Annotated in this window: 20 protein-coding genes; 11 read left to right on the forward strand and 9 right to left on the reverse strand. The window is 48.1% G+C overall.

The window, feature by feature from the left end; translation table 11 throughout:
- Nucleotides 1-55: 55 nt before the first annotated feature.
- The 5 genes from VJ249_07480 to VJ249_07500 all read left to right on the forward strand — a co-directional run bounded on the left by VJ249_07480 (nt 56) and on the right by VJ249_07500 (nt 4,197).
- Nucleotides 56-664 (forward strand): 30S ribosomal protein S3ae, encoded by a 609-nt coding sequence (locus tag VJ249_07480; protein ID HKZ94403.1) that lies wholly within the window; start codon nt 56-58, stop codon nt 662-664.
- A gap of 59 nt (nt 665-723) precedes the next feature.
- The gene (locus VJ249_07485; protein HKZ94404.1) at nt 724-1,302 is read left to right on the forward strand and encodes a nucleotidyltransferase domain-containing protein; all 579 of its coding nucleotides are present in this window, start codon (nt 724-726) and stop codon (nt 1,300-1,302) included.
- Nucleotides 1,303-1,566: 264 nt separating this feature from the next.
- Complete coding sequence (locus VJ249_07490; GenBank protein HKZ94405.1) at nt 1,567-1,962, forward strand: DUF2095 family protein; 396 nt, start codon at nt 1,567-1,569, stop codon at nt 1,960-1,962.
- Between the two features lie 138 nt (nt 1,963-2,100).
- Entirely contained in the window at nt 2,101-3,909 is a 1,809-nt protein-coding gene (locus tag VJ249_07495) for a hypothetical protein (protein HKZ94406.1), read from the forward strand.
- Nucleotides 3,910-4,014: 105 nt separating this feature from the next.
- Nucleotides 4,015-4,197 (forward strand): 4Fe-4S dicluster domain-containing protein, encoded by a 183-nt coding sequence (locus VJ249_07500; GenBank protein HKZ94407.1) that lies wholly within the window; start codon nt 4,015-4,017, stop codon nt 4,195-4,197.
- A 12-nt stretch (nt 4,198-4,209) separates the two neighbouring features.
- Here VJ249_07500 and VJ249_07505 read toward each other — a convergent pair whose 3' ends face one another.
- Both VJ249_07505 and VJ249_07510 read right to left on the reverse strand, forming a co-directional pair.
- Nucleotides 4,210-5,268, reverse strand: coding sequence for a histone deacetylase (locus tag VJ249_07505; GenBank protein ID HKZ94408.1), 1,059 nt, complete (start codon nt 5,266-5,268; stop codon nt 4,210-4,212).
- Nucleotides 5,265-6,731, reverse strand: a complete 1,467-nt coding sequence (locus tag VJ249_07510; GenBank protein ID HKZ94409.1) for an asparagine synthase — start codon at nt 6,729-6,731, stop codon at nt 5,265-5,267. Before VJ249_07510 ends, VJ249_07505 begins: the two co-directional genes overlap by 4 nt.
- Before the next feature lie 153 nt (nt 6,732-6,884).
- Between VJ249_07510 and VJ249_07515 the strand changes: the two genes are divergently transcribed.
- Genes VJ249_07515 through VJ249_07540 form a run of 6 tightly spaced genes read left to right on the forward strand, consistent with a single transcriptional unit; the run spans nt 6,885 to nt 13,985 of the window.
- Nucleotides 6,885-8,066 carry a DHH family phosphoesterase gene (locus VJ249_07515; GenBank protein HKZ94410.1) on the forward strand — a complete coding sequence of 394 codons (1,182 nt, stop codon included), beginning with the start codon at nt 6,885-6,887 and terminating at the stop codon, nt 8,064-8,066.
- A gap of 55 nt (nt 8,067-8,121) precedes the next feature.
- The gene (locus tag VJ249_07520; GenBank protein HKZ94411.1) at nt 8,122-9,648 is read left to right on the forward strand and encodes an amidophosphoribosyltransferase; all 1,527 of its coding nucleotides are present in this window, start codon (nt 8,122-8,124) and stop codon (nt 9,646-9,648) included.
- Entirely contained in the window at nt 9,648-11,066 is a 1,419-nt protein-coding gene (locus VJ249_07525) for a hypothetical protein (protein ID HKZ94412.1), read from the forward strand. The genes VJ249_07520 and VJ249_07525 overlap by 1 nt, the downstream gene beginning before the upstream one ends.
- The gene (locus VJ249_07530) at nt 11,063-12,169 is read left to right on the forward strand and encodes a hypothetical protein (GenBank protein HKZ94413.1); all 1,107 of its coding nucleotides are present in this window, start codon (nt 11,063-11,065) and stop codon (nt 12,167-12,169) included. The genes VJ249_07525 and VJ249_07530 overlap by 4 nt, the downstream gene beginning before the upstream one ends.
- 16 nt (nt 12,170-12,185) lie before the next feature.
- A complete protein-coding gene (locus tag VJ249_07535; GenBank protein HKZ94414.1) occupies nt 12,186-13,085 on the forward strand; it encodes a formylmethanofuran--tetrahydromethanopterin N-formyltransferase in 900 nt (299 codons plus the stop codon).
- On the forward strand, nt 13,086-13,985 hold the full coding sequence (locus tag VJ249_07540) for a carbohydrate kinase family protein (GenBank protein ID HKZ94415.1): 900 nt from the start codon (nt 13,086-13,088) through the stop codon (nt 13,983-13,985).
- On the opposite strand, the gene purQ is transcribed toward VJ249_07540, so the two are convergent.
- The 7 genes from purQ to VJ249_07575 all read right to left on the reverse strand — a co-directional run bounded on the left by purQ (nt 13,982) and on the right by VJ249_07575 (nt 21,582).
- Nucleotides 13,982-14,800: a phosphoribosylformylglycinamidine synthase subunit PurQ gene (purQ, locus tag VJ249_07545; protein ID HKZ94416.1), complete on the reverse strand. Its 819-nt coding sequence runs from the start codon at nt 14,798-14,800 to the stop codon at nt 13,982-13,984. The genes VJ249_07540 and purQ overlap by 4 nt on opposite strands.
- Nucleotides 14,790-17,183, reverse strand: coding sequence for a phosphoribosylformylglycinamidine synthase subunit PurL (purL, locus tag VJ249_07550; protein ID HKZ94417.1), 2,394 nt, complete (start codon nt 17,181-17,183; stop codon nt 14,790-14,792). The genes purQ and purL overlap by 11 nt, the downstream gene beginning before the upstream one ends.
- Nucleotides 17,183-17,431 (reverse strand): phosphoribosylformylglycinamidine synthase subunit PurS, encoded by a 249-nt coding sequence (gene purS / locus VJ249_07555; GenBank protein ID HKZ94418.1) that lies wholly within the window; start codon nt 17,429-17,431, stop codon nt 17,183-17,185. Before purS ends, purL begins: the two co-directional genes overlap by 1 nt.
- Before the next feature lie 87 nt (nt 17,432-17,518).
- Nucleotides 17,519-18,616 (reverse strand): phosphoribosylformylglycinamidine cyclo-ligase, encoded by a 1,098-nt coding sequence (gene purM / locus VJ249_07560; protein HKZ94419.1) that lies wholly within the window; start codon nt 18,614-18,616, stop codon nt 17,519-17,521.
- A gap of 16 nt (nt 18,617-18,632) precedes the next feature.
- On the reverse strand, nt 18,633-20,069 hold the full coding sequence (locus VJ249_07565; GenBank protein ID HKZ94420.1) for a DUF1297 domain-containing protein: 1,437 nt from the start codon (nt 20,067-20,069) through the stop codon (nt 18,633-18,635).
- Nucleotides 20,070-20,173: 104 nt separating this feature from the next.
- A complete protein-coding gene (locus tag VJ249_07570) occupies nt 20,174-21,007 on the reverse strand; it encodes a phosphoribosylaminoimidazolesuccinocarboxamide synthase (protein HKZ94421.1) in 834 nt (277 codons plus the stop codon).
- Nucleotides 21,007-21,582: an AIR carboxylase family protein gene (locus VJ249_07575; protein ID HKZ94422.1), complete on the reverse strand. Its 576-nt coding sequence runs from the start codon at nt 21,580-21,582 to the stop codon at nt 21,007-21,009. The genes VJ249_07570 and VJ249_07575 overlap by 1 nt, the downstream gene beginning before the upstream one ends.
- Between the last annotated feature and the right edge of the window lie 27 nt (nt 21,583-21,609).

Here is a 21,609-nt window from a genome sequence, read left to right on the forward strand (position 1 = left end):
AATAAAGGTTTTAATACTTCACGCAACCATTTTCAGTCGCAACGAGGGCAAAAAAGTGTCTGCAAAAAAGCGCGTCCGTGACAAGTGGCGTACCAAGGATTGGTTCTCGGTTGTGGCGCCTCAATACTTTGGCGCAACCGAGCTTGGCTCAGTTCCAGCTGATGAATCGTCCAAGCTCGTTGGAAGGGTCGTCGACGCTACGTTGTACGATTTGACCAATGACTTCGCCCATCAGTATTTGAAAATGTATTTTCAAGTGTCTGACATTGACGGAAAAATAGCCCGTACAGTCTTTAAAGGACACGAATACAGTCGTGATTACTTACGCAGTCTTGTGAGAAGGAAGACAACGAGGATAGACATGCTTCAGAATGTAGCCACACAAGATGGCTACCAACTACGCCTAGCTGTCTGTGCCTTCACGCTTACACGCATACGAACCACTCAAGAACAAGCTATTCGAGCCATAATGAAGAACACTGTGAATGAAAAGGGAAAAGCCCTCACATTCGACCAATTTGTGCAGGAAGTAGTGCTCGGGAAAATAGCTTCAGACATTTACAACGAAGCAAAGAAAGTTGCACCCATGCGCCACGTAGGCATACGCAAGTCCAAACTAATTGCGCAACCGGGGCAAGTTGTTCAGCCCAGCGTAGCAGGATAGGTGCCGAAGGCAGAGTTTTGCATCGCAAACCCTCGGACTTTATCAAGGATAAAGTTGCCATGGAAGCCGCTCTTCTGCTCTACACCCAACAGGAGAAGGAGTTCAAACAAGCGAAGCGGCGAGCAGCCAAAACACTAGCATCTAGGATGCTGCCAAGCAACAAAGATATAGCCCAAGAACTAGACAAAATAGCAGATGACATGGAAGGTCCGGCGAGGAAAGAACGACTTGCTCAGATGAGAAAGAGTGCGCTGTCAATAATGGTCATGCTCGGCGAGTTTCATCCTAGGCTAGTTGGCAGCGTGTGGAGAGGCACGTCGCATAAGAACAGTGACATAGACATCGAAGTTTTCACAACCGAGCACGCAAAAGTGCTTGGAAGACTCAAACAAAACAGCTTTCTGGTTCGAAAGGCGGAGTTACAATCAGTCACCAAAGGCAACGAAAACGAAAAAGCATTCCACATTTACCTAGCCTTGCCGCCCAAATACGAAGTTGAACTAGTTGTCCGTGATCCTGAAAAGATCGATGAGGTTGACATGTGCGAGACCTATGGGGATCCCATAAAAGGACTAAGAATCCATCAACTTCGAAGAATCCTTTTAATCAACCCTACGCAAAAGTTCGTGCCCACGTAGCTACAAACACACCTTGTGGCTAGATCAGGCGTTTCCCGTGTTACTTCAACAAGTGGCGCGAGCATTGGGTGTTCATCTTTGCCTTTTCATATCTCCAAGGACAAGACTTACTGAGTCTGCAGAGCCAGTGTTCTTTCCATAAAGCGTTGGTTGACATGGGTGACCAGTGAAAAAAAGCAGATCTGTCCTCTCTGGTTCTTTGGTGTTTTGTTGAACAAATAGTGCAAATAGGTTAAATACGGGATGTTTCTTGTAGAAAAATAGATGGCTAAGGCACCGTCACTCAAGCGAGAAGAGCTGAATCTAAAAGAGATGGGAAACATGGAGTTCGACAAAAAGCGGTTCAGGAAAATGTTTTCAAGTTTAGCTGACGAAATGGAGACAGATGAAAACCGCGTGAAGATTTCATCGGTCCGCTCCGATGTCGGTATTGCCGAACGCGCCACGGCAAAGAGATTCGACAACTTCATTCCAGACGCAGTAGATTACATCCGCCGATGCGACGACCAAAAGCAAGCCGAGGAAATCATAGACTACCTTGAAAAGAGACACGAAATCACAGTTGAACACGCGCAGAAGCTGCGGAGGCAGCTCAAGACGAAGGGCGTCAGAAGTTTCGGACCGAAGAAGCAGGATGACTACTATTCTCGCGCTGAATAGCAAACTGGCCATACGATTGGTGTTCTGTAAGTCTCACTTGTCGGTTCGTTCTCTAAAGGAAAGTAAATAAGCATAATCTGCAGAATATACCGCAAAGCGAAATGGAAAAACCCGCAACAATGACATGTGGTGTATGCATTGAAGAAACTGTTGCCTGCAATTGCCCTCTGCCTACTATTCGTTGTCTCACTCATAACGATGGCGTCGCCATTCACGGTTAAGGCTTCTCCTTCAGCCTCGTTCGACGTGAAGGCTGAGCATGTTGTTGACATTCGAGAGAGCGGACTGCTTGTGATCAACGACACAGTGACGTTGTCAACTAGTGCAGGCGACAGCGTTGAACCACTTCAAAATTACGTGATAGGCTTTCCCTTTGACTACCACTCTGATTTGGCCTATGTATTCGCTTACGAAACGCTAAGCCAAGCAAAACAATTGTCCGTTGACATGAATGCTGGGATTGGCAGAACTGGCTTCTACGCAGTTAGAGTGAACTTCCCCATGTCCATTGACATAAGCAACGGTGGCTCTTACAAGTTCACCGTGGTTTTCGTGTTTTCAAACAGCATTGCGCTCAGTGTTTTCCCACTTGAGGAGGCAACGGTGGTATTCTATAACGTCAGTTTTCCAGCTTATCCAAGCCTGCCTAACGCTGCAAAAGAAGTAGATCTTCGAATAATCATGCCTGCTACACTCAACTATACAAGGAGCTCCTACGAAAAAGCAGGCATAAACTTTACTAGGACCGCCGAGGGTCTTAATAGCGTCTTCAGCTATGTTAAGATCGATTTGACTGAGTTTTCACGAGACCCTGCATGGTTCTATGCTTCCAGAACAGGCGGAACCACACAATTCTTGGACGTTGACGAAGTTGAACGCAAAATTGACATCTTTGGCAATGATCGAATAGTTGTATCGGATTCCTACACAGCATCGAATAAGGCTGGGGAGCTCGCGGGATTTCAACTTAAGCTGCCGGCAGAGGCATTTGAGATATCTGCTTTCGACGAGTTTGGACTGGTTTCAGAGAGTAATGTGAAGACGCAACAGGCAAGCACATATACAAATACAACGATAACGTTCACGCTTCCACACGCAGAGGGCGAGGAGATTCATCTCCTTGTCCGATACAGCCTGCCTTGGAAGAACCACGTCACGCAGAGCAGCTTTGGCGAGTTTCGCGTCTCGCTGCTCCTCTTTGAGAAACCTGATTTGGCAATACGAAAGCTAACGGTGGGAGTTGCGCTTCCCGAAGGTGCAACTCTGAGCTCTCCACTAAACTCAGGGAGCCTGCATGATCTTCAGAGCGCTGCCTTTTCGAGTCAATTTACTTTCATCTTTCAGAACGCCACTGCATTCCATGATTTTGCACTTGATTTTACCTATCAACGACCGATCTTCTGGAGTTCTTTTCGTCCCACAGTCTGGATGGGCACCTTTGTCTTGATCGCAGGCGCGTTAGTCGGTGCGTGGCACGTTTATCAACCACAACCTTCGGCACCACTGCCAACAGCCGTCGTCAGTGTCCGCGCCGAAGACCTTAGGTCCTTTGTTAGCCTCTACGATGAGAAGCTACGACTCCTCAAGGAAAGCGGATCTTTGGAGGCAGCGGCACGCAAAGGCAAGATACCTCGCAGGCAGTACAAAGTTCGAAAAACGACAATAGATGGTCGCATGGCCTCGGTCTCCCGCGATTTGTCGGCATCCAGGAACAAGCTACGCATGGCTAGTCCAAGATACGCTGAACTGATGCGCCAGCTCGAAGTGGCTGAGACTGAGTTGACTGGAGCAGAAACGGAGATCAACAGGGCAGAGATTCGATACCGTCGTGGAGACCTTTCAGCCCAGGCATATCATAATGTCCTTGAAACTGCCTATAGACGAAGAGAAAAGACTCAGACAACTGTTGACGGCGTCCTTCTGAGGCTGAGAGAAGAGATCAGTTAGCGCATATGTGCGTTAAGACTGATTGATGCTTTTTCGAAGAGAGGTAAATGCTTTTATCTGTCAATCTTTACTGTGAAGGATTCTTCAAAAAGGGACGAGCTGAGGATGGTTGAAGTCAAGATAGATCTCGACAAATGCGACGGTTGCGCCACGTGCAAAGACACGTGCCCTGTCAGCGTTTTCGAGATAGTTGACGGAAAATCGCAAGTAGTCAATGTCAAGGACTGCCTCGCCTGTCGAGCATGCGAAGTTCAATGCCCGAACCAATGCATCCAAATAATAGAGTAAGCGCGAGACGCATCACAGTTCCCAAAAAGCTGATTGAACGCGCTTCACGTCAGTTATGATTTGTTCGGCCTTTCTCTGCACTCGGGGATGTCCAGTTGGGCGACTGTCACTAACCCTGTAAGAGGATTTTGCCATTTTCGATATGGCTGATGTAACCATTTTTCCCAAGAAATTGAGGCTGTAACCCCCCTCAAGCGAAGCTACGAGTTTCCCAGCGCAAACTTTAGCCGCTAGGTTCACGATTTTGGCAAAAGTTTCTTCATAACCTTTCATAGATAAAGAGAGATCGCCCACCGGATCGGTGTAGTGTCCATCGAAGCCCGCCGAAACCAGAATAAACTCAGGCTCATACTGGTGGGCAATGGGCACAACGATTTCGTCAAAAGCTCGTTGATAATCTGCATCGCCTATTTTAAAGGGTAAGGGCACGTTAACGGTGAAGCCTAGTCCTTCACCTTCGCCAAGTTCGTCCACGAAGCCTGTGCCAGGGAAACCGATTGAATCCTCATGCAGACTTATGTAGAGCACTTTGTCTGTGCCATAGAAAATCTCCTGAGTTCCATTTCCATGATGCGTATCGACATCAAGAATAAGAACACGATTCAGACCCATGTGACTAAGCAGATAGGAAGCAGCCACGGCGACATTATTGAAAAGACAGAAGCCCAAGGCGTAGTAAGGACCGGCATGATGCCCGGGCGGACGAACCAACGCAAACGCGTTGTTTGCTCTGCACTCAAACACCATGTTCACAGCGTCCACAACAGCCCCAACCGCAAGCATAGCTACCTGACAACTCTTGGAACTGACAACCGTATCACCCAAGTCGAGGACTCCGCCGCCTGCAGCACACGTCTTCTCCACAAGCTCAACATACTCTGCCTCATGGACAAGTTCAACATCTTCACGCCTCGAACGCTTAGGCTCAATGTAAGCGCATCTTTCAGACTGCAATAAACCGCTTCGGCTTAGTTCCTCAACAATAACTCTCAAACGGCGAGGCGTTTCGGGATGATCAGTCCCAGGGTCGTGCTCGAGGAATCTTGGACTATAGTATATTGCTGTGTTCACTCGCTTCGTCCCCAGTTGGGGTAAACGCTTCTGAAGGCTTCTTCAACATACTCACGCGCCGTTAAACCTTTGTCTCTAGCTCCACTTCTGAGCGCCTTGTCCACGCCAGTGGCAAACTGAACCGCCTTCTTGGGCTTCTCCGCAATAAACGCAGGGATGCCTAAGTTATATGCGACTTGACGCAAGACTCTCTTCCTCAAGCCGTCGGTCGCGGACGCTATTCTCAGATCAACTGGCAGACTTAAAGCGAAACGCACCACATCAGTGTCAACGAACGGCAGGCGCAGATCAACCTTGTGGAAGGCGCAGACGGGCCCATCTCTTTGGAAATTTGTCTCATAGGAAAAAATCATGTCATGATACAACGTTTCCGCCACTTTTTCGGCACCATTCCTTTCATAAACCGTTAAGTATCTGCGGTAGCCACCAAACAGCTCATCGGCGCCCTGACCGGCCAACAAAACATGGCATCCTAGTTTTGAAGCTATTTTAGCTGTCCAGAAGAACGGAATAGCCACGCTTATCTTCATAACATCAGGTTCTTCAATTAACCAAAGAACTCTTGAAAGCGCCTCGTCAACCTCACGAATCCCAAATGCGTGAAGCTTGATCGGCAAGCCGAGCGCTTCAGCAGCTTTCTCAGCATGTGCAAGCTCAGGTTGTCCCTCCAACCCAACGGAAATCAAATCGACTGAAACATCACATTTCTTTGCCAAGCAAGCGACTACGCTGCTGTCTAAGCCGCCTGAAAAAGCCACTCCGACTCTCGTAACATCGCACACTCTTTTCAATGTTGATTCTTCAAGAAGCTTCTGCAAGCGTCTTGCAGCAGCATTCAGTTCTATCTTTTCTTGGGGTGGCTTTGTGATAGCGCTGGCTATTTCAAAAGTGAATCCCCTTCGGTTTGCTTTCGCTAAATTGCCAGGCGGAAATGAATAAGCCTGTTCTACCCCGACTTTCCATAACGCCTTGCGCTCAGTGGCAACAGCACATATCTTCATGTCCGAGCCATAGTAAAGCGGCATTACTCCAAGTTGATCTCTTCCGATCAGCATCTGCCTAGGAGAAGCAACAGCAAAGGTAAAAGCTCCTTCGAAGTTCGTGAGCAGCCTCTCCGCCGCTCCTTCGCACTTATCTTTTTCATCAGTCAAATCTTTGTCATGCCGGCTCGCCGAAGATCGAGGCAAGACTTGCCCTAAAACAACAGTGGCGCAGTCGTTCGTCAAACGAGACAAGCCGCATCGGCTCAAGATCGCGTTGGGTCCATGATGCCCTATCGCCACATTAGAGGGCTCATTTACATGCTCTCTCAACTCTTCGTGAGATCTTGCCGAAACTGTCACTGTTGGGGTGACTAGTTCGCAGGTGCCAGTTCCCCGATGAGACAAAGCTTTGAGCATTGTGATGACTGAAGGAACAACATCCGCGTCACATCTGCTTAGCGCTGCAACTAAAGCAACCATTGGTGAAGCTCTCTCACGCTAGTCATGTCTTTACTATGGGTGATAGCGGAATCGCTTTAACATTTTGGAATTGAGGTCGTTCGGGCTAAAATGAAGACCAGCCCAAAAAGCTCTTTTGTCACTAGCAGCCTAGCATTGTCGAGAGGCTGCTGTATGGGTTTTAGGGAATTTGAGAAGAAAGCAGCTGAGGCTATTGCGGAGCTTCGAAAACCAGGAGCTAAAGAGATCCTAATTGTACATCACGATGACGCGGATGGTCTTTGCTCGGCTGCTATTATGAAAGCAACTATGGAGCGCGAGGGTTTCAAAGTTAGAGCCTTCTGTCTAGAGAAGGTCTACGGGGAAGTTGTCGATGATTTGCACAAGGGCAGCAACAAGATAATAATTTATTCAGACATTGGCTCAGCTCATGTCGACTTCATATCGAAGGCTAATTCAGGCAGAAACCTCACAATCATTCTTGATCATCATCATGACCCACCGGAAGCAACGGACGCATTGGTTTTTGACTTGAATCTAGAACGGTTCGGTTTCGAGGGCGACACCGAGTTTTCAGGCGCCACGTGCAACTATCTTTTCGCTAGGCTCCTAGACAGGGAGAACATCAACCTTTCCTACTTGGCATTAGTTGCTAGCCGCGAAATCCCGGGAGATATCGTCGGCTTGAATAAAATGGTTCTTGACGAAGCTGTTGAGAAACAGTTAGTCAAGGTTGATGGAAAGAGAATCAAAGTAGTTAAGCTAGGTGCAAGTGTCGACAACATCTTCGCCAAACTCCAAATCTTGGGCGCGGTCGGCTACTATGAGGGTGGACCTGAACTGGGCATTCAAGCTTGTCTTAATGGAATCACTGCAGAAGTCAAGGCGAAGGTTGACGAGTGGGAAGAGAAAAGGAAGAATGTGAACAAACGCCTAATTGGATGGCTCTATAGGGAAAGGCTGAAGGAGATGAGACATCTTCAATGGTTTGACGCAGGCAACATGTACAAGGGTATGGGAACCAAAGTAATTGGACAGTTCTGCTCCTACCTCTCGTATCGGACACGCCTCATAAAGCCAGACAAGTACATTTTTGGTTTCATGAATGTTCAGCCTGAGGTGCCCGGATGGGAAGGAAAACTGGCAGGCCCCTTGGTCAAGGTGTCGGTTCGTGTTCCGAAAGCTCTCCATGATCTAATAGACAAGGGGAAAATGCGTAATGCTGTCGACCTTGTAGTTCGAGCCTCGCAAGGCTTCGGCATCGCTGACGGACACAAGTACGCAGCCAACGTTGCTGTATCAGCCGACAGAAAGGATGCTCTCTTGGAAAACGCCGATGCCCATGCCATGATATAAACATGTTGGCGTCTAAATTGACTCGTTTATGTCATAAAAATTGATATATACGTGTATGATGTCTCTTGTGATGCGGGAAGTCGAAGCAATGGAAGACGCCATAAAAGAAGAGTGCGGAGTCTTTGCTGCCAAAGATTTCAAAGGTGACTCGGTTTTTCAATATGTTTACTGGGGACTACGTGGGCAAAACCATCGGGGTCACCAGTCACACGGCATACTCACTTATGACGGTAGTTTTCACGCTTACAAAGGGCTAGACCTCGTTCCAAAACTGAAAAAAAGCGAACTCCAATCACTGTTAGACAATCTGCCCGGGCATGTCGGTATTGGCAATGTGCGCTACACAACCTCAGGTGGAACTGATGAACAGTCGCTTGTCAAAGGCACACAACCCTTTTTCTTGAAAACCAATCACATTGGAATGGCTATAGCGTTCAACGGCAACATAGTCAACACCGTGCAACTCAGATGGGAGATTAGGAACAAAGTTCTTGATTTCAGTTATGATTGCGATGTTGAGCTTTTGGGCAACAAACTACTAATGAGCCTGTTGGAAAACAAGGACTTGTCCACAGCCGTTAGAGACTGCATGACGGACGTAGAGGGCGCCTTCTCAGTTGTGGGAGTGACCCAAGAGGGCGAATTATTCGGGTTCAAAGACCCATACGGTATAAAGCCTCTCTGTTGCGGTCGTCACCCCACCAAGAGCGTGTGGGCTTTGTCATCCGAAACAGTAGGCTTGGACATTAATGGCTTCCAATTTGATTTCGAAGTAAATCCGGGCGAACTAGTCGTAGCTACAAAAGACGGTTTTACACGCACGCAAATTATGCCCCGTCGAAGAAAGGCTTTGTGCGCCTTCGAATTCGCCTATTTCGCAAGACCTGACTCAAGACTTGGCAACCGTTACGTGTATGAGGTCCGCGAAGAGTTCGGCAGAAACCTTACTCGGGAGTATCCTGAAGTGACCAAGGATGCCGACTTGATTGTTTCCATGCCTGAAACAGGCGATGACGTAGCTTACGGCATGCACGAGACGACAGGTCTGAGATGGGAACGATCAATACGAAGACATAGGTACGTTACAGAAAGAGCGTTCATTCTGCTGGCTGATGAGCGCCACGCCACAATTGACCGAAAAATAAACGTGCTCCCGCAAAAAATCGATGGCAAAAAAGTCCTAGTCACGGAGGACAGCATAGTACGAGGCGACACGACCAAGGTTGTTGTTGAAAAACTCCGCCGGCTCGGAGCTAAGAAAATTCATTTATTTATTACCTACCCACGCATAATCGGTCCATGCTTCTACGGAATCGACATGGCGACTTACAGCGAGCTTATCGGTTTCCGCCACGCCCCAGACGAAATCGCGACCATAATAGGCGCCGACTCGGTCAACTATCAGTCAGTAGAAGGATTTGTCAAATCGATTGGAATGAGCGAGGAAGAACTCTGCATGGCTTGCGTAACAGGCAAGTATCCAACTCCGCTTGCGCAGAAGATGGCAGACGAAATGAAGGCGAATGTTGAAAAAGGCCACGAGGAGACCGGGCGGGTCTACGAAGTGGCAAGCGTGATCTGATGGAAAAAGTCGGCATCTTAGTTATTTCATACGGCTCGAGAGAAGCCGCCTTTGTAGACGCCTTCGCTCGAAGTACAAACTACAAGACTGAACTATACATCATTGACAAGCAGAGGAACCCGTACAATATTAGGAAAGCCAAGGAACACAACGTGATATCAGACCTCAACATAGAGGCAATAACCGAGTTCGTAAGGAAACGCAAAGACAAAATAGACTTTGGAATTGTTGGCCCAGAAAAACCCATAGTTGAAGGCGTTCGTGATCTGGTCGAAGGCAAAACCCATGTACCCATCATCTGTCCGACCAGGGAATTTGCCATCGAAGCAAGCAAGGTTGCGCAACGCTTGCTACTGGACAGAGTTGCCCCCGAGGCAAACCCGAAGTTCAAGATCTTCAATCCTAAAGACCAGGGGAGTACTGCGGCGCTGAGAAAGGATGTCTATGCGTGGTTGGAGACATTGAAGAACGAGGCGGTGGTGAAGCCGGACAGACCCGCGGCTGGAAAAGGTGTAGGTGTGTGGGGTGATCATTTTAACACTCGCGAGGAACTATTTGACCATGTGGTGGCTAACTATCAACATGGCGCCGTGGTAATAGAAGAGAAGGTTGAAGGCGAAGAGTCCAGTTTCCAAGCTTTTTGCGACGGAAAACACATTGTACCCTTGCCTGAAACCCGAGACTACAAGAGAGCCTTCGACGGTGACGAAGGACCGAACACAGGTGGAATGGGCTCTTACAAAAGCGTAGGCAACATTTTGCCTTTTATGGAAGCGGAAGACAGAGAAAAAGAAATCGAATTGGTTTACAAGCTTTTCAGGGAACTGCGGAAGAAAGCAAGCAGCACGGACCTGCGGGGCATACCGTTCTACGAGGCCTTCATGCACACTGCGGGAGGACCCAAAGTTCTGGAGAATAACAGCAGACCCGGCGACCCCGAAATTCAGTGCCTACTACCGCTTCTGAAAGACGATTTCGTCGACATCTGCTACAGAATCCTAGAGGGCAACCTAACCAAAGTCAACATAGAAAGCAAAGCAACAGTAGTAATCTACAAGGCGCCACCGAACTATGGTGGATACTCAACCACGTTTCCAAACCACATGAGCGAAAACGAGGTGAACACTCCGGTCGACCTGACTGAAGTCGAAAAGCTGTGCATGAAACATGAGGGTGATATGCACGTTTATCCTGGATCAATGGAAACAAGGGAGGATGGCAAAACTTACGCATTGACGTCCAGAGCTGTATGCGTGGTTGGCACTGGTGGTACGATAGAGGAAGCGAGAGAGATCTCGCTGAAGGGTGTTAAGGCGATCACGGGTGGGGCGCTTTGGCATCGAAACGACATAGCCTCAAGGGAACACATTGCCAGAAGCGTAGAACATATGAAACGCCTGAGGCTTCAAAGGGCATGACTTCGGCCCGCACATCGGCGTCGCAGAAAATCTTCATCTCTGATTGTGAAGGACCAATTTCAAAGAACGACAATGCCTTCGAACTCGCAAGCCATTTCATTCCAAAAGGCGATCGTCTATTCACTCTGATAAGTCGATATGACGACATACTCGCCGACATTGTGAAGCGTGTAGGCTACAAGGCAGGAGACACACTAAAGCTTATTCTACCGTTCTTGAAAGCCTACGGCGCGTCTGATGAGAAGATGCGTGACTTTTCATCGCAAAACTTGATTCTGATGCCCGGCGCAAAGGAAATGCTTAAGTTCGTTCGCGGTTTCATGCCATCTTACATTGTCAGCACCAGCTATGCGCAGTATATGCACGCTCTGTGTGTCGCAGTAGAGTTTCCTTTTGAGAACGTACGTTGTACACGCGTGGATTTAGACAATTATGTTGTCGTCAGCCGTGAGGAAGCAGAAGTTAAACGCCTTGCAGAAAGGATAGTCAGGCTTCCTATGCTAAAGATTCCCAGAGGCGCTGGGTCTCTAGCGGATCTTCCTAAGAGAATGCAGGACACTGTGCAGAGACTGGACGAAATCTTCTGGGAGGAAATCCCTAGCATGAAGATAGGCAGATTAGTAGCCGAAGTCAACCCGGTTGGTGGGTCAGAAAAAGCTGCTGAAGTGAAAGACATCGTAACCAAGCTAAACAGGGGCCTTGAGAACGTGATGTATGTTGGTGACAGCATAACAGATGCGTCAGCTTTTCAACTGGTGCGTGGCGCTGGAGGCTTAGCGGTTTCCTTCAATGGAAATAACTTTGCAGTAAGGGAGGCGGAAGTTGCGGTGCTTTCAAGAAACGCTATCGTGACAGCAGTGTTGGCAAGCATTTTCAGCCGTTTTGGAAAAGCTCGACTTGTGACATTCATTAGAGAATGGAAGCCATCAACAATGGAAAAAGCCGGTTTATATGAGCCTTTGAATGAATGCTTCACCAAGACCTGTAGCGACGAATTCCCAACGATTAAGTTAATAACTGGACGAAACGTGGCGAAATTGATGCAGGAGAGCACACTGTTCCGCAAGAAAGTGAGAGGCGAAGCGGTGGGGAAACTAGGATAGAAACCATTGCGTGGCGATGAAATTGGCGGAAGTTGAGAATACTTATGCAGAGGCGTTCGATGGATTGTTCTGTCGCATTTTGATCACGGCTAGGGATAAGACTCGCCTCGAAAAAGCAGCTTTTGGGTCAACAGCTTTACCAATGGTTGTAATCGGCAGAACAGAGGGCGGCGTGGAAAGATTGCTGAAACCTGCCGAAACTCCTGATGGACGCGTCGGCGTGATAGTTCAGTTTTGGGGCGGCATCGACGAGTCCAAACCAATTGAAGCTTCGCTTAAGAAGTTCATAAGAGAGGTTTCGTACCGAATCCGTCAGGAAATCTTAGTTGAGCCCACTACTTGCGTTCTCGACGCGTCAGACTCACAAACTAAATTCGATGTCATGGACACCGTGGGCCATTGTGGCGACGGTTTTGAATGGGAAGAAGTGTATGCTGAACGCCGAGTCATCAATGTTCCGATTATGATGCCCACTTTCCGCATTGAACGCTACTTAGGCTACGGTGTTGGCGTGTCCGGCGGCAATCTTTGGCTTATGTGCCAAAACGAAGACTTGGCCCTGAAGGCGGGGGATAAAGCGCTCGAAGCTGTGCATGTAATAGAAGGGGTAATTACGCCGTTTGATGTGTGCGCGGCGGGTTCCAAGCCTGAAACCAAGTATCCGGAGATTGGACCGACAACCAATCATCTCTATGCCCCTTCGCTGAGAGAGAAGATTTCCGACTCAAAGGTGCCCGAAGGCGTGAACTCCATTCCGGAGATCGTGATCAATGGCGTGTCGCTCTACGCCGTCAAAGAGGCTATGAAAGCCGCGATAGACGCGGTTAAGGATATTCAGGGCGTTGTCAAAATCTCGGCGGGCAACTATGACGGCAAGCTAGGCAAATACAAAATATACCTTCATGAGCTGCTGTAAATGAAGTTCGACGCAGTCGGTTTTGGCGCGTTAAACGTGGACAAACTCTATCATGTCAACAAGATTGCCAGAGGAGGCGAAGAAAGCTTTATCCTGCGCATTAGCGAGGCGCCAGGCGGCTCAGCTGCTAACACTATTGTTGGCTTGGCAAGACTAGGCGCGAAAACTGGATTCATTGGGAAAATCGCCAGCGACCATGAAGGCGAGCTGCTTCTTCACGACTTTAGAAGCGAGGGCGTCAACGTTGAGGGCGTAGTAATTGCTGAACATGGACGCAGTGGCACTGTTGAAGCATTCGTTGACAAGAAAGGCGAAAGAGCGCTTTATGTGCATCCCAGCGTCAACGACACACTGGAATTCAAAGACGTAGATCTGAAGTACGCTGAACAAACTGAGTTCTTGCACCTAACATCAATGGATAACAAACCCTTTCAAGCCCAGAAAAAACTCGTCGAAGAACTACTAAACGTGAAAGTAAGCTTCGACCCCGGGGAAATCTACGCAAAAAAGGGGTTGACCAAACTCAGACCTATCATAAAACGAAGTTTAGTTGTTATGCCGAGCGAAAATGAGTTGAGAATGCTAGCTGAAAAAGACTTCAAAAACGGCGCTGCGGCGCTGCTCAAAGAAGGCGCCAAAATAGTGGCCGTCAAACTGGGCGAGAAGGGATGCTACGTCACAAACGGCAGCGAAAGCCACTTGATTCCGCCGTTCAAGACCAAGGTTGTCGACACAACGGGTGCTGGAGATGCCTTTTGCGCAGGCTTCCTCTACGGACTAATCAAGAACAAGGATTTGTACGCATGTGGACGACTCGGAAACTTTGTAGCTTCAAAATGCATAGCTAAAGTGGGCGCCCGAACAGGACTGCCGCGAGCCTCTGATCTCAGGTGCTTCTAAAGCTTCTTGACCAAGTAGTCGACAACTGACTCGAAGACAAGTCTCCCATCAGCATACTTGCTAAGTCTGCCGTATCTGGTGCGGTCTGGTTGCTGCCAAGTGAAGTAGGCTCGTTCTGGATGAGGCATTAAGCCGAATATTGTGCCTGTTTGGTCGCATATCGCTGCTATATCGTGGAAGGAGCCGTTTGGGTTTATTGGGAATCTGCCTTGGGCGGTCTCGCCATCTTCGGTGCAATATTGGAAAACCAGTTGGTCATTTTCGATGAGTTCATTTAGTTTTTCATTTTGCTTGCTTCTCTCAAACATAAACCGGCCTTCTCCGTGAGCAATTGGAATGTGGATGACTTGCTCCTTCTTAACTCTCTTAGTGAATATGCACTTGCCTTTGCTTTCATGCTTCAGATGAACCCAGACACAACGATAACCGATCGGTACGTTTGTCGCCAACGCGGCTTGAGGCAACTCACTTAACCCGTTGAACCCGGGGAGCAAGCCAGCTTCAACTAGAATTTGAAAGCCGTTACAGATGCCAAGAATCGGACGTTCTTCATTAACGAACTCCTTTAGGCTGTGCCCAAGCCTTGCTATCACGCTCTTCGCAAGTATGGCGCCTGCCCGAACGTAGTCCCCATAGGAAAAGCCCCCTGGGAAAACAAGTACGTGATAATCAAGTAGATTGTTTTTTCTGGCAACATCGTTCAGATGAGCAACTTCAGCTCCGACCCCTATATTGATGAAAGCACGTCGAGTTTCCGCGTCACAGTTGGTTCCGCCAACGCGCAAAATGCACACTCTGATGTCCTTAGGTTTCATAGGCTACGGCTCCGAAAGCGGTTTTCCAAGCTTTTCTAAGGGTCGCCAAATCTGTTCCAACTATCATCCTGCTATTCGTGGAGTAGACAGTGAATTTAGATTCTTTCTTGACTCGCCCAATTAACTCGCATGATTTACCTTTCATCAGTTCTTCGAAATCCCCTTCGTGGTTTGCATCGACTTCAACCAGAAAGCGACTGTTAGATTCTGAGAACAGGATGAGATCGTTGCGAATCAAGCTTCTGGGTTTGGGCACGTTTTTCAGGAACAATTCCACGCCGTAGTTGCCTGTGAAAGCCATTTCAGCTGCGGCAATCGCCAGTCCACCTTCCGATAAATCGTGGCACGCCCGTATAAAACCCGCGTCAATTGCTTTCACAACTGACTCAACGGCTTGCTTAGCTGTTTTCACATTAACTTGAGGCACCGATTTTCCAAGAAATCCCCTGAGCCTGTAGTATTCAGAGCCGCCTAGCTCGGGAAGACTACTCCCTATCAAATAGAGTGAGTTGCTGGGCTGTTTCAGATCCATTGTAACGGCCTTTCGCACATCTGGAACTATTCCTACAGCCGTGATCAGAAGCGTAGGTGTCACAGAACCAAGAGGCGACTCGTTGTAGAGGCTGTCCTTACCAGAAATAAACGGTGTCTTAAATCCTAAAGCAATATCATGGCATGCCTGACACGCCTGCACCAAAGAGCCTAGACGATCGGGCTTTTCGGGGTTTCCCCAGGTGAAGTTGTCAAGCAACGCGATTCTGCGTCCGCCCACAGCTGTGTTGTTCCTAACTGCTTCATCAATATTCGATGCTGCCATCCAATATGCGCTGATTCTGCCATAGTTTGGGTTGATCCCGCATGAAACAACTATGCCTCTCCAAGAGTTGTCCAATGGCTTGATTACTGCTGCGTCGTTTGGACCAGCATACGTGCCCTGAAGCGGTTTGATGGCAGTGTTGCCCTTCACTTCGTGGTCATAGCTGCGCACAACTGCCTCTTTGCTGGCAATATTGGGCGCCGACAAAAGCCTCAGAATAACATTCCCTACGTCACTTGGCTCTCTGAAAGTTGGTTCACTCTGGAATTCAATGGTTAGGTTAGCCTTCCTTTTTGCTGTAGGCGGTTCAAATAGAAAATCTATGTCTATCTCGGCAACTCGTCGGCCTTCATAACTTATGATGAGCACAGGTGACTGCGTAAATCTGCCAATCGGCGCAGCCTCAACGTCCTCACGCTCAAAGACTGATAAAACTTCTCGGAGATTTCGTGGCGGAATCGCCAACAGCATTCTTTCTTGGGACTCGGAGATGTAGATCTCCCACGGCGCCAAACCTGCATACTTCAGTGGAACCTTATCGAGCTCAACAATTGCGCCACAGCCTGCTGCAAGAGCACGTTCGCCAACAGCTGAGGATAAGCCTCCTCCACCAAGGTCTGTTATTCCTGAACCTAGTCCACGATCGCGGACTTCGAGCACTGCCCTTTTCAACTTCTCCTCTTCAATCGGATTAGCTATCTGGACCGCTGGACGCGAGATCTCTTCCGACTTCTCAGTCAACTCAGCTGAGGCAAATGTGACCCCGTGAATGCCATCGCGGCCAGTCTTGCCGCCGACTAACAGAATTATGTCGTTTGGTTTTATGTTTCGTACATGCTTAGCCTTTGGAAGAATGCCGAAGCAGCCGCAGTATACCACAACATTGCCTGTGTAGCTCTCGTCGAAGTAGATGGCTCCATTGACTGTTGGGATGCCCATGTTGTTACTGTATGCGCCTATGCCAGCGACGACACCGCTGTAAACATACTTCGGATGCTTGATTCCATACGGCAGCTTGTCATAATCATAGCCCAATGGTCCAAAACCGAGAACGTCAGTGCAAGCTATTGGATCCGCCCAAACGCCCAAGATATCCCTTATGACGCCACCTACACCTGTTGCTGCCCCGCCGAAAGGTTCGACGGCAGACGGATGGTTGTGTGTTTCAACCTTGGCTGCAACCGCGAATCCCTTGTCAAAGTCAACTATGCCTGCATTGTCTTCAAAAACCGAGACGCACCAAGGTGGATCGATTTTCTCCGTGACTTTGGCGATGTAGGTTCTGAACAGGCTTTTGATTCTCTTTCGACCTGCAATTATTTCGCCTTTGAAGGTTTTGTGGAAGCAATGTTCTGACCAAGTTTGCCCAATAGTCTGCAGCTCGACATCTGTAGGACTTCGCCTTTTCTGAACAAAGTATTTCCTGACTTTCTTCATTTCCTCTAAGTTTAGACCGATAGCAAGTTCCCTACTGACCTGGTGCAGTTGTTTTTCGCTAGCGTCTTTCAATGGGATTTCATGAAGCGGAAAAGGCAAAGGGCGCTTTTTGTACAAGCTGGTCTTCATCAAGCTTCCTCTATCTCAAAACGATAGCTGTCCTTTACAGGATTTGCCAGCAGTCGCTTGCACATTTCGTCAACGGTCTTTCTGGCTTCAACTTGGTTTCTAGCCTCGAATACAATCTCATAGACCTTGCTGACGCCAACTCTGGAGACCTTGTAGTTCAACTCCACCAACGATTGCTTCGTTGTTTCGCCTTCCGGGTCAGAGTGGCCTGGTTTAAGTCTAACCTCAACTCTAGCACGGAATTTCATACGGAGAATCTCATATACAAGTATTTATCAATTTTCATCACATTCCTATGTAAAATTTCACTCAACCTGTCGAAAGACAATCAACGGCTATTCTCGAGAAAGATGCATTTTCTTTCCTTCATATTTAACGACGATCTTGCCCATTTCTGTAACCGTGCCTATTGATTCGGTCTCAATGCCACCTCTGCACAGCAAATCAACAGCTTCATCCTTAGCTCCTCTGTCCACGACCACTGCGAAGCCCCAGCCCATGTTGAAGGTCTTGAACATCTCATGGTCCGAAATAGGTTTTCGACGCTTCTCAGAAACTTGCTGGATAAGGCGGAATATTGGCTGCGACTTGAAGTTGTCGAATTCGAACCCTATACATTTGTTGATGTGCATAAGTTTGTCGAATTTGAGGTAAGCGTCGCCCGTGATGTGAACCATTGCCTTGATCTCGAGGCTTCCCGCAAGCCTGACCATTGGTTTAACGTAGATCCGTGTTGGCTCGAGAACTTCGTAAACAAGTTCTCTGCCCAACCCATCTGGAACGTCGAAGGGTTCGTATGCGCCCCCCCAATGTTTGAACAAAACCTTTCGTGCAAGTGAAATGCCGTTGCTGTGGATGCCTGAGCTACGCATGCCAATGACTACGTCTCCAGGCTTCAGGTTACTTCCATAAATGATGCTGTGTTTGTGCACCTCGCCGACCGAAGCGAAGACCATGTCAAAGCCTTTTCCCTCTGCAATGCCCTTGATGAGGTCAGGAACGTCGCCGATTTCGCCACTTGGCACCACGCACTCTGCTTCTTCAGCACCTCCAACTATGCCCTTCATCCATTCTCTGATTAGAGCAGGGTTAGAAACATGAGCGTGAATGTTGTCAGCTAACGCTAGAGGACGCGCACCTGAACGTATGACATCGTTAACGGCCATGGCTATGCCATCGATGCCGATGGTGTCATATTTGTCAGCGAGTTGAGCTATCAAGACCTTTGTGCCGATTTCTTCGATGACCAAGTCGAGGTACATGTTGCCGCCAATGGGGAAAATGTTGCCGTACGGGAGCTTGACAATAGGCCCGTATCTGCTGAACCTATACGTCTTACCAAGGGTTTCTAATGCTTTCTTTGATTTCGTGCGGAGTCTTCGATCCACACCTACCTCGGCATAAGTTAGCGTCTTAGCTGGTTTTTTAGGCATTGAATTCTTCACTCGTTTAAGTTACGATGAGATGAAGTTTCTTCTCTTTCGATGCCCGCTTGATCTCCAACGCAATTCGGTCGCCCATACTCATTGTCTTGTTATACTTGGCGTTAGCGTATTGCGAACCTATGCCCATGTGCACGTTGGTTCCGCCTCCGTGTCTCAAAGCCACATCCTGTGTCACTGGAATGTGCATGAGGGGTTCAGCGCCTTCTGGAACATCGTACAACCCGTAATCCATTGCTGTTTTGGCTTCAGAACCCATTGTGACATCAACTTTGACTGACGGATTGTGCTCATACTTTGATATCTTGTCCCAAGTGATAAGTGTCTGTAGGCACCAAGCACCGATTATGCCTGGTGTCAAATGCTTCTTCATTGCCAATAAGTAGGCATCGGCATATCGATGCATGTCCTTCAGCAACGATTCACGCAGACTCATGACAAGGTGAGCTGAAACTTCGAATGAAGGTACTCGTTTGATTTTCGCCTGTACATCCATAGGCAAACGTTTGACGCCGTCCAGAATTGTTTCACGCCGCTCATCTATGGATAGAAACTGATTTGCCAGGCAAGTTCTAGCCTCTTCTAAACTGGTTTTGTGGAGTTTGGCGTACCATTTGTCAACGTCTCCCCAGTCCTCTTGGGCGTCAAGAGGTGAAAAGAAGAAGTTGAAGTTGGCGTGTGGTCCTAACACGATTTGTTCGATGCGCGCGCGTTCCAAGCACTCCTTGTTCAAGTTGCCGATCTGCATTTCCCTTTCGACCTTAGCTTCCAAATCGTTGGAATCCGCCGCGAAGATGAATTCGCGCTCAAAGGATCGGTGCGCATGTTCCGCCTTTAGCAGAATGGGGTCTTCGATGGCTTCTTTGAAGCGTATCCCAGTTTTGTGCACCTCGAATTTGTAGGATTTCGGATAAGGTATGTGGGCTTTTTCCGCGAACCAGTAATAGTCCTTTTCGATTTCGCCTCGATTCTCCACCTTCAAAGCCAATCTTGAACCAAGGATTGGAACAGGGTAATCATTTTCGATGTCACTGCAATATTCGTCTCCGCCCACGTAGACCGAGAAAGCCCTGTTGGGGATTTGCATGCACTCCAATTCGACAAGCTCGTCTGTGTACTTCAGTATGTCTTTATATTCGTTCAGAATCAGGATGACGCTTCGCCATTTCTTATCAGTTTTCTTGATGTCTGATGGATCATCGGTTACGACAAGGTCGCTTCGCACCTGAGCCGGCAGGTCTTCTACAGGTTTGCCTGACTCGCCAACCATTGGATTTTGAAGATAGATGCGCGCCCTTCCACGAGTGGTGTAAATTATGCTTCTCAAGCCGTAGTTTCTTTGCCCTTGCCACGCATCCAAGGCTGAATGAGAACCAAGATTAAGTCCAATCGGTTCCTTGTATGATCGTGCTATTTCTTGCATTTCTTCTCTTGCTATGACCATTTAAATCACGCCTCTGTAAACAGAGAAAACCGCATATAACGGTTTTCGTTAGAGTGTTTGAACGAATATTAACAGTTTTAGTGTCTATATCTTGTCTAAAAAATCTAGAAATCTCTACCTGTCAAAAGCTCATACGCTTCAATGTATTTCTTTGAGGTCTCAAGGATCACGTGTTCAGGCAAATCTGGGGCAGGCGGCTGCTTATTCCAACCTACACTAACCAAGTAGTCGCGGACACACTGTTTATCATAGCTAAACTGATCCTGCCCGACTCGGTGTTTTTCCTTAGACCAGAATCTGCTCGAGTCGGGTGTTATGCACTCGTCTATGAGCATCAGTTCATTATTGGAGAAGCCGAATTCGAATTTTGTGTCGGCGATTATTATGCCGTGTGTCTCTGCCGTATCTGAGGCTCTTTCATAGATTCTTAAGCTTACTTCCTCGACTTCGGTAGCCAAGGATTTGCCGATTTGCTTTGAAACGTCTTCTCGTGACAGCTCGGTGTCGTGACCTGTGTCGGCTTTGGTTGTGGGCGTCAAAATTGGGCTCTTGAGTTTCTCCGCTTTTTCCAAGCCTTTTGGTAACGACGTCGACTTGCCTTGCTTGTAGCTTTCCCATAATGAGCCGTAGAGATAGCCTCTGACAACAAATTCGACTTTGATGGGTTTTGACTTCTTAACAAGAACTGAGCGGGGATCAACTACATCGATGACGTGGTTGGCAACTATATCTGCAGTCTGATTGAACCAATAGTTTGATATTCGGTTCAGGGCTTCGCCTTTAAATGGAATACCGTTTGGCAGTACAACGTCAAATGCTGAGATTCTGTCTGTTGACACAATGAGCAGCTTATCGCCTAGGTCGTAGACGTCTCGCACTTTACCCCTCTTAAATAAGGGAAGTGGAAGACTTGTTTCCATCACAACTTCAGTTTGCATCAGGTGTCCTCTGCGTGCTCCGCATGTTCTCCGTGTTCTAAGTGATCGATGCGTTCTATGTGTTCGCGTTCCCTTTCATGCTCTTCTTTTTTGAGCAGATCGGCATCAGCTTTTGCCACAACGCTCTTCAAGGTGTTCATGCAATCGACAACGCGGTTCGTAAGCGAAGGATTAGATAATGCCAAGATTTTCACCGCCAAGAGGGCGGCATTCTCGGGAGATGACACCAAACTTACAGCTATGCCTTGGGGCATCATCATCGAAGAGAACATTTTTGGAAGCCCAAGCTTTTCAAGGTCTGGTGGGCAAGCAATAACGGGATATTTGGAATTGCCTGCGACAACGCCTGAAAGCGCGTCTGACAAACCAGCCATTGTGATATAGACAATATTGTCCTCGGATTGTTCGAAACCCTTTAGATCACTAAGCAGTTTGTCGGTGTGCCTGTGTGCAGAATTGATCCTGAATATGCATTTGACTGGGAAGCGGGACTCGCGTAGAAAATCCTTGACTCGATGAGCAAACGCCAAGTCACTTATGGAGCCTAGAAGAACTACAATTTTCCCTTCTGCCATTTTCAATCCGCCTATTGTTTGACAGTT

Source organism: Candidatus Bathyarchaeia archaeon (genome assembly GCA_035283685.1).
GTDB lineage: Archaea > Thermoproteota > Bathyarchaeia > Bathyarchaeales > Bathyarchaeaceae > DATETJ01.

What these genes read in the sequence shown, in the direction of transcription:
- VJ249_07485 (HKZ94404.1), top strand. Translation starts at nt 724, where the DNA reads ATGGAAGCCGCTCTTCTGCTCTACACCCAACAGGAGAAGGAGTTCAAA.
- VJ249_07490 (HKZ94405.1), top strand. Translation starts at nt 1,567, where the DNA reads ATGGCTAAGGCACCGTCACTCAAGCGAGAAGAGCTGAATCTAAAAGAG.
- VJ249_07500 (HKZ94407.1), top strand. Translation starts at nt 4,015, where the DNA reads ATGGTTGAAGTCAAGATAGATCTCGACAAATGCGACGGTTGCGCCACG.
- VJ249_07510 (HKZ94409.1), bottom strand. Translation starts at nt 6,731, where the DNA reads ATGGTTGCTTTAGTTGCAGCGCTAAGCAGATGTGACGCGGATGTTGTT.
- VJ249_07515 (HKZ94410.1), top strand. Translation starts at nt 6,885, where the DNA reads ATGGGTTTTAGGGAATTTGAGAAGAAAGCAGCTGAGGCTATTGCGGAG.
- VJ249_07520 (HKZ94411.1), top strand. Translation starts at nt 8,122, where the DNA reads ATGATGTCTCTTGTGATGCGGGAAGTCGAAGCAATGGAAGACGCCATA.
- VJ249_07525 (HKZ94412.1), top strand. Translation starts at nt 9,648, where the DNA reads ATGGAAAAAGTCGGCATCTTAGTTATTTCATACGGCTCGAGAGAAGCC.
- VJ249_07530 (HKZ94413.1), top strand. Translation starts at nt 11,063, where the DNA reads ATGACTTCGGCCCGCACATCGGCGTCGCAGAAAATCTTCATCTCTGAT.
- VJ249_07535 (HKZ94414.1), top strand. Translation starts at nt 12,186, where the DNA reads ATGAAATTGGCGGAAGTTGAGAATACTTATGCAGAGGCGTTCGATGGA.
- VJ249_07540 (HKZ94415.1), top strand. Translation starts at nt 13,086, where the DNA reads ATGAAGTTCGACGCAGTCGGTTTTGGCGCGTTAAACGTGGACAAACTC.
- purQ (HKZ94416.1), bottom strand. Translation starts at nt 14,800, where the DNA reads ATGAAACCTAAGGACATCAGAGTGTGCATTTTGCGCGTTGGCGGAACC.
- purL (HKZ94417.1), bottom strand. Translation starts at nt 17,183, where the DNA reads ATGAAGACCAGCTTGTACAAAAAGCGCCCTTTGCCTTTTCCGCTTCAT.
- purS (HKZ94418.1), bottom strand. Translation starts at nt 17,431, where the DNA reads ATGAAATTCCGTGCTAGAGTTGAGGTTAGACTTAAACCAGGCCACTCT.
- purM (HKZ94419.1), bottom strand. Translation starts at nt 18,616, where the DNA reads ATGCCTAAAAAACCAGCTAAGACGCTAACTTATGCCGAGGTAGGTGTG.
- VJ249_07565 (HKZ94420.1), bottom strand. Translation starts at nt 20,069, where the DNA reads ATGGTCATAGCAAGAGAAGAAATGCAAGAAATAGCACGATCATACAAG.
- VJ249_07570 (HKZ94421.1), bottom strand. Translation starts at nt 21,007, where the DNA reads ATGCAAACTGAAGTTGTGATGGAAACAAGTCTTCCACTTCCCTTATTT.
- VJ249_07575 (HKZ94422.1), bottom strand. Translation starts at nt 21,582, where the DNA reads ATGGCAGAAGGGAAAATTGTAGTTCTTCTAGGCTCCATAAGTGACTTG.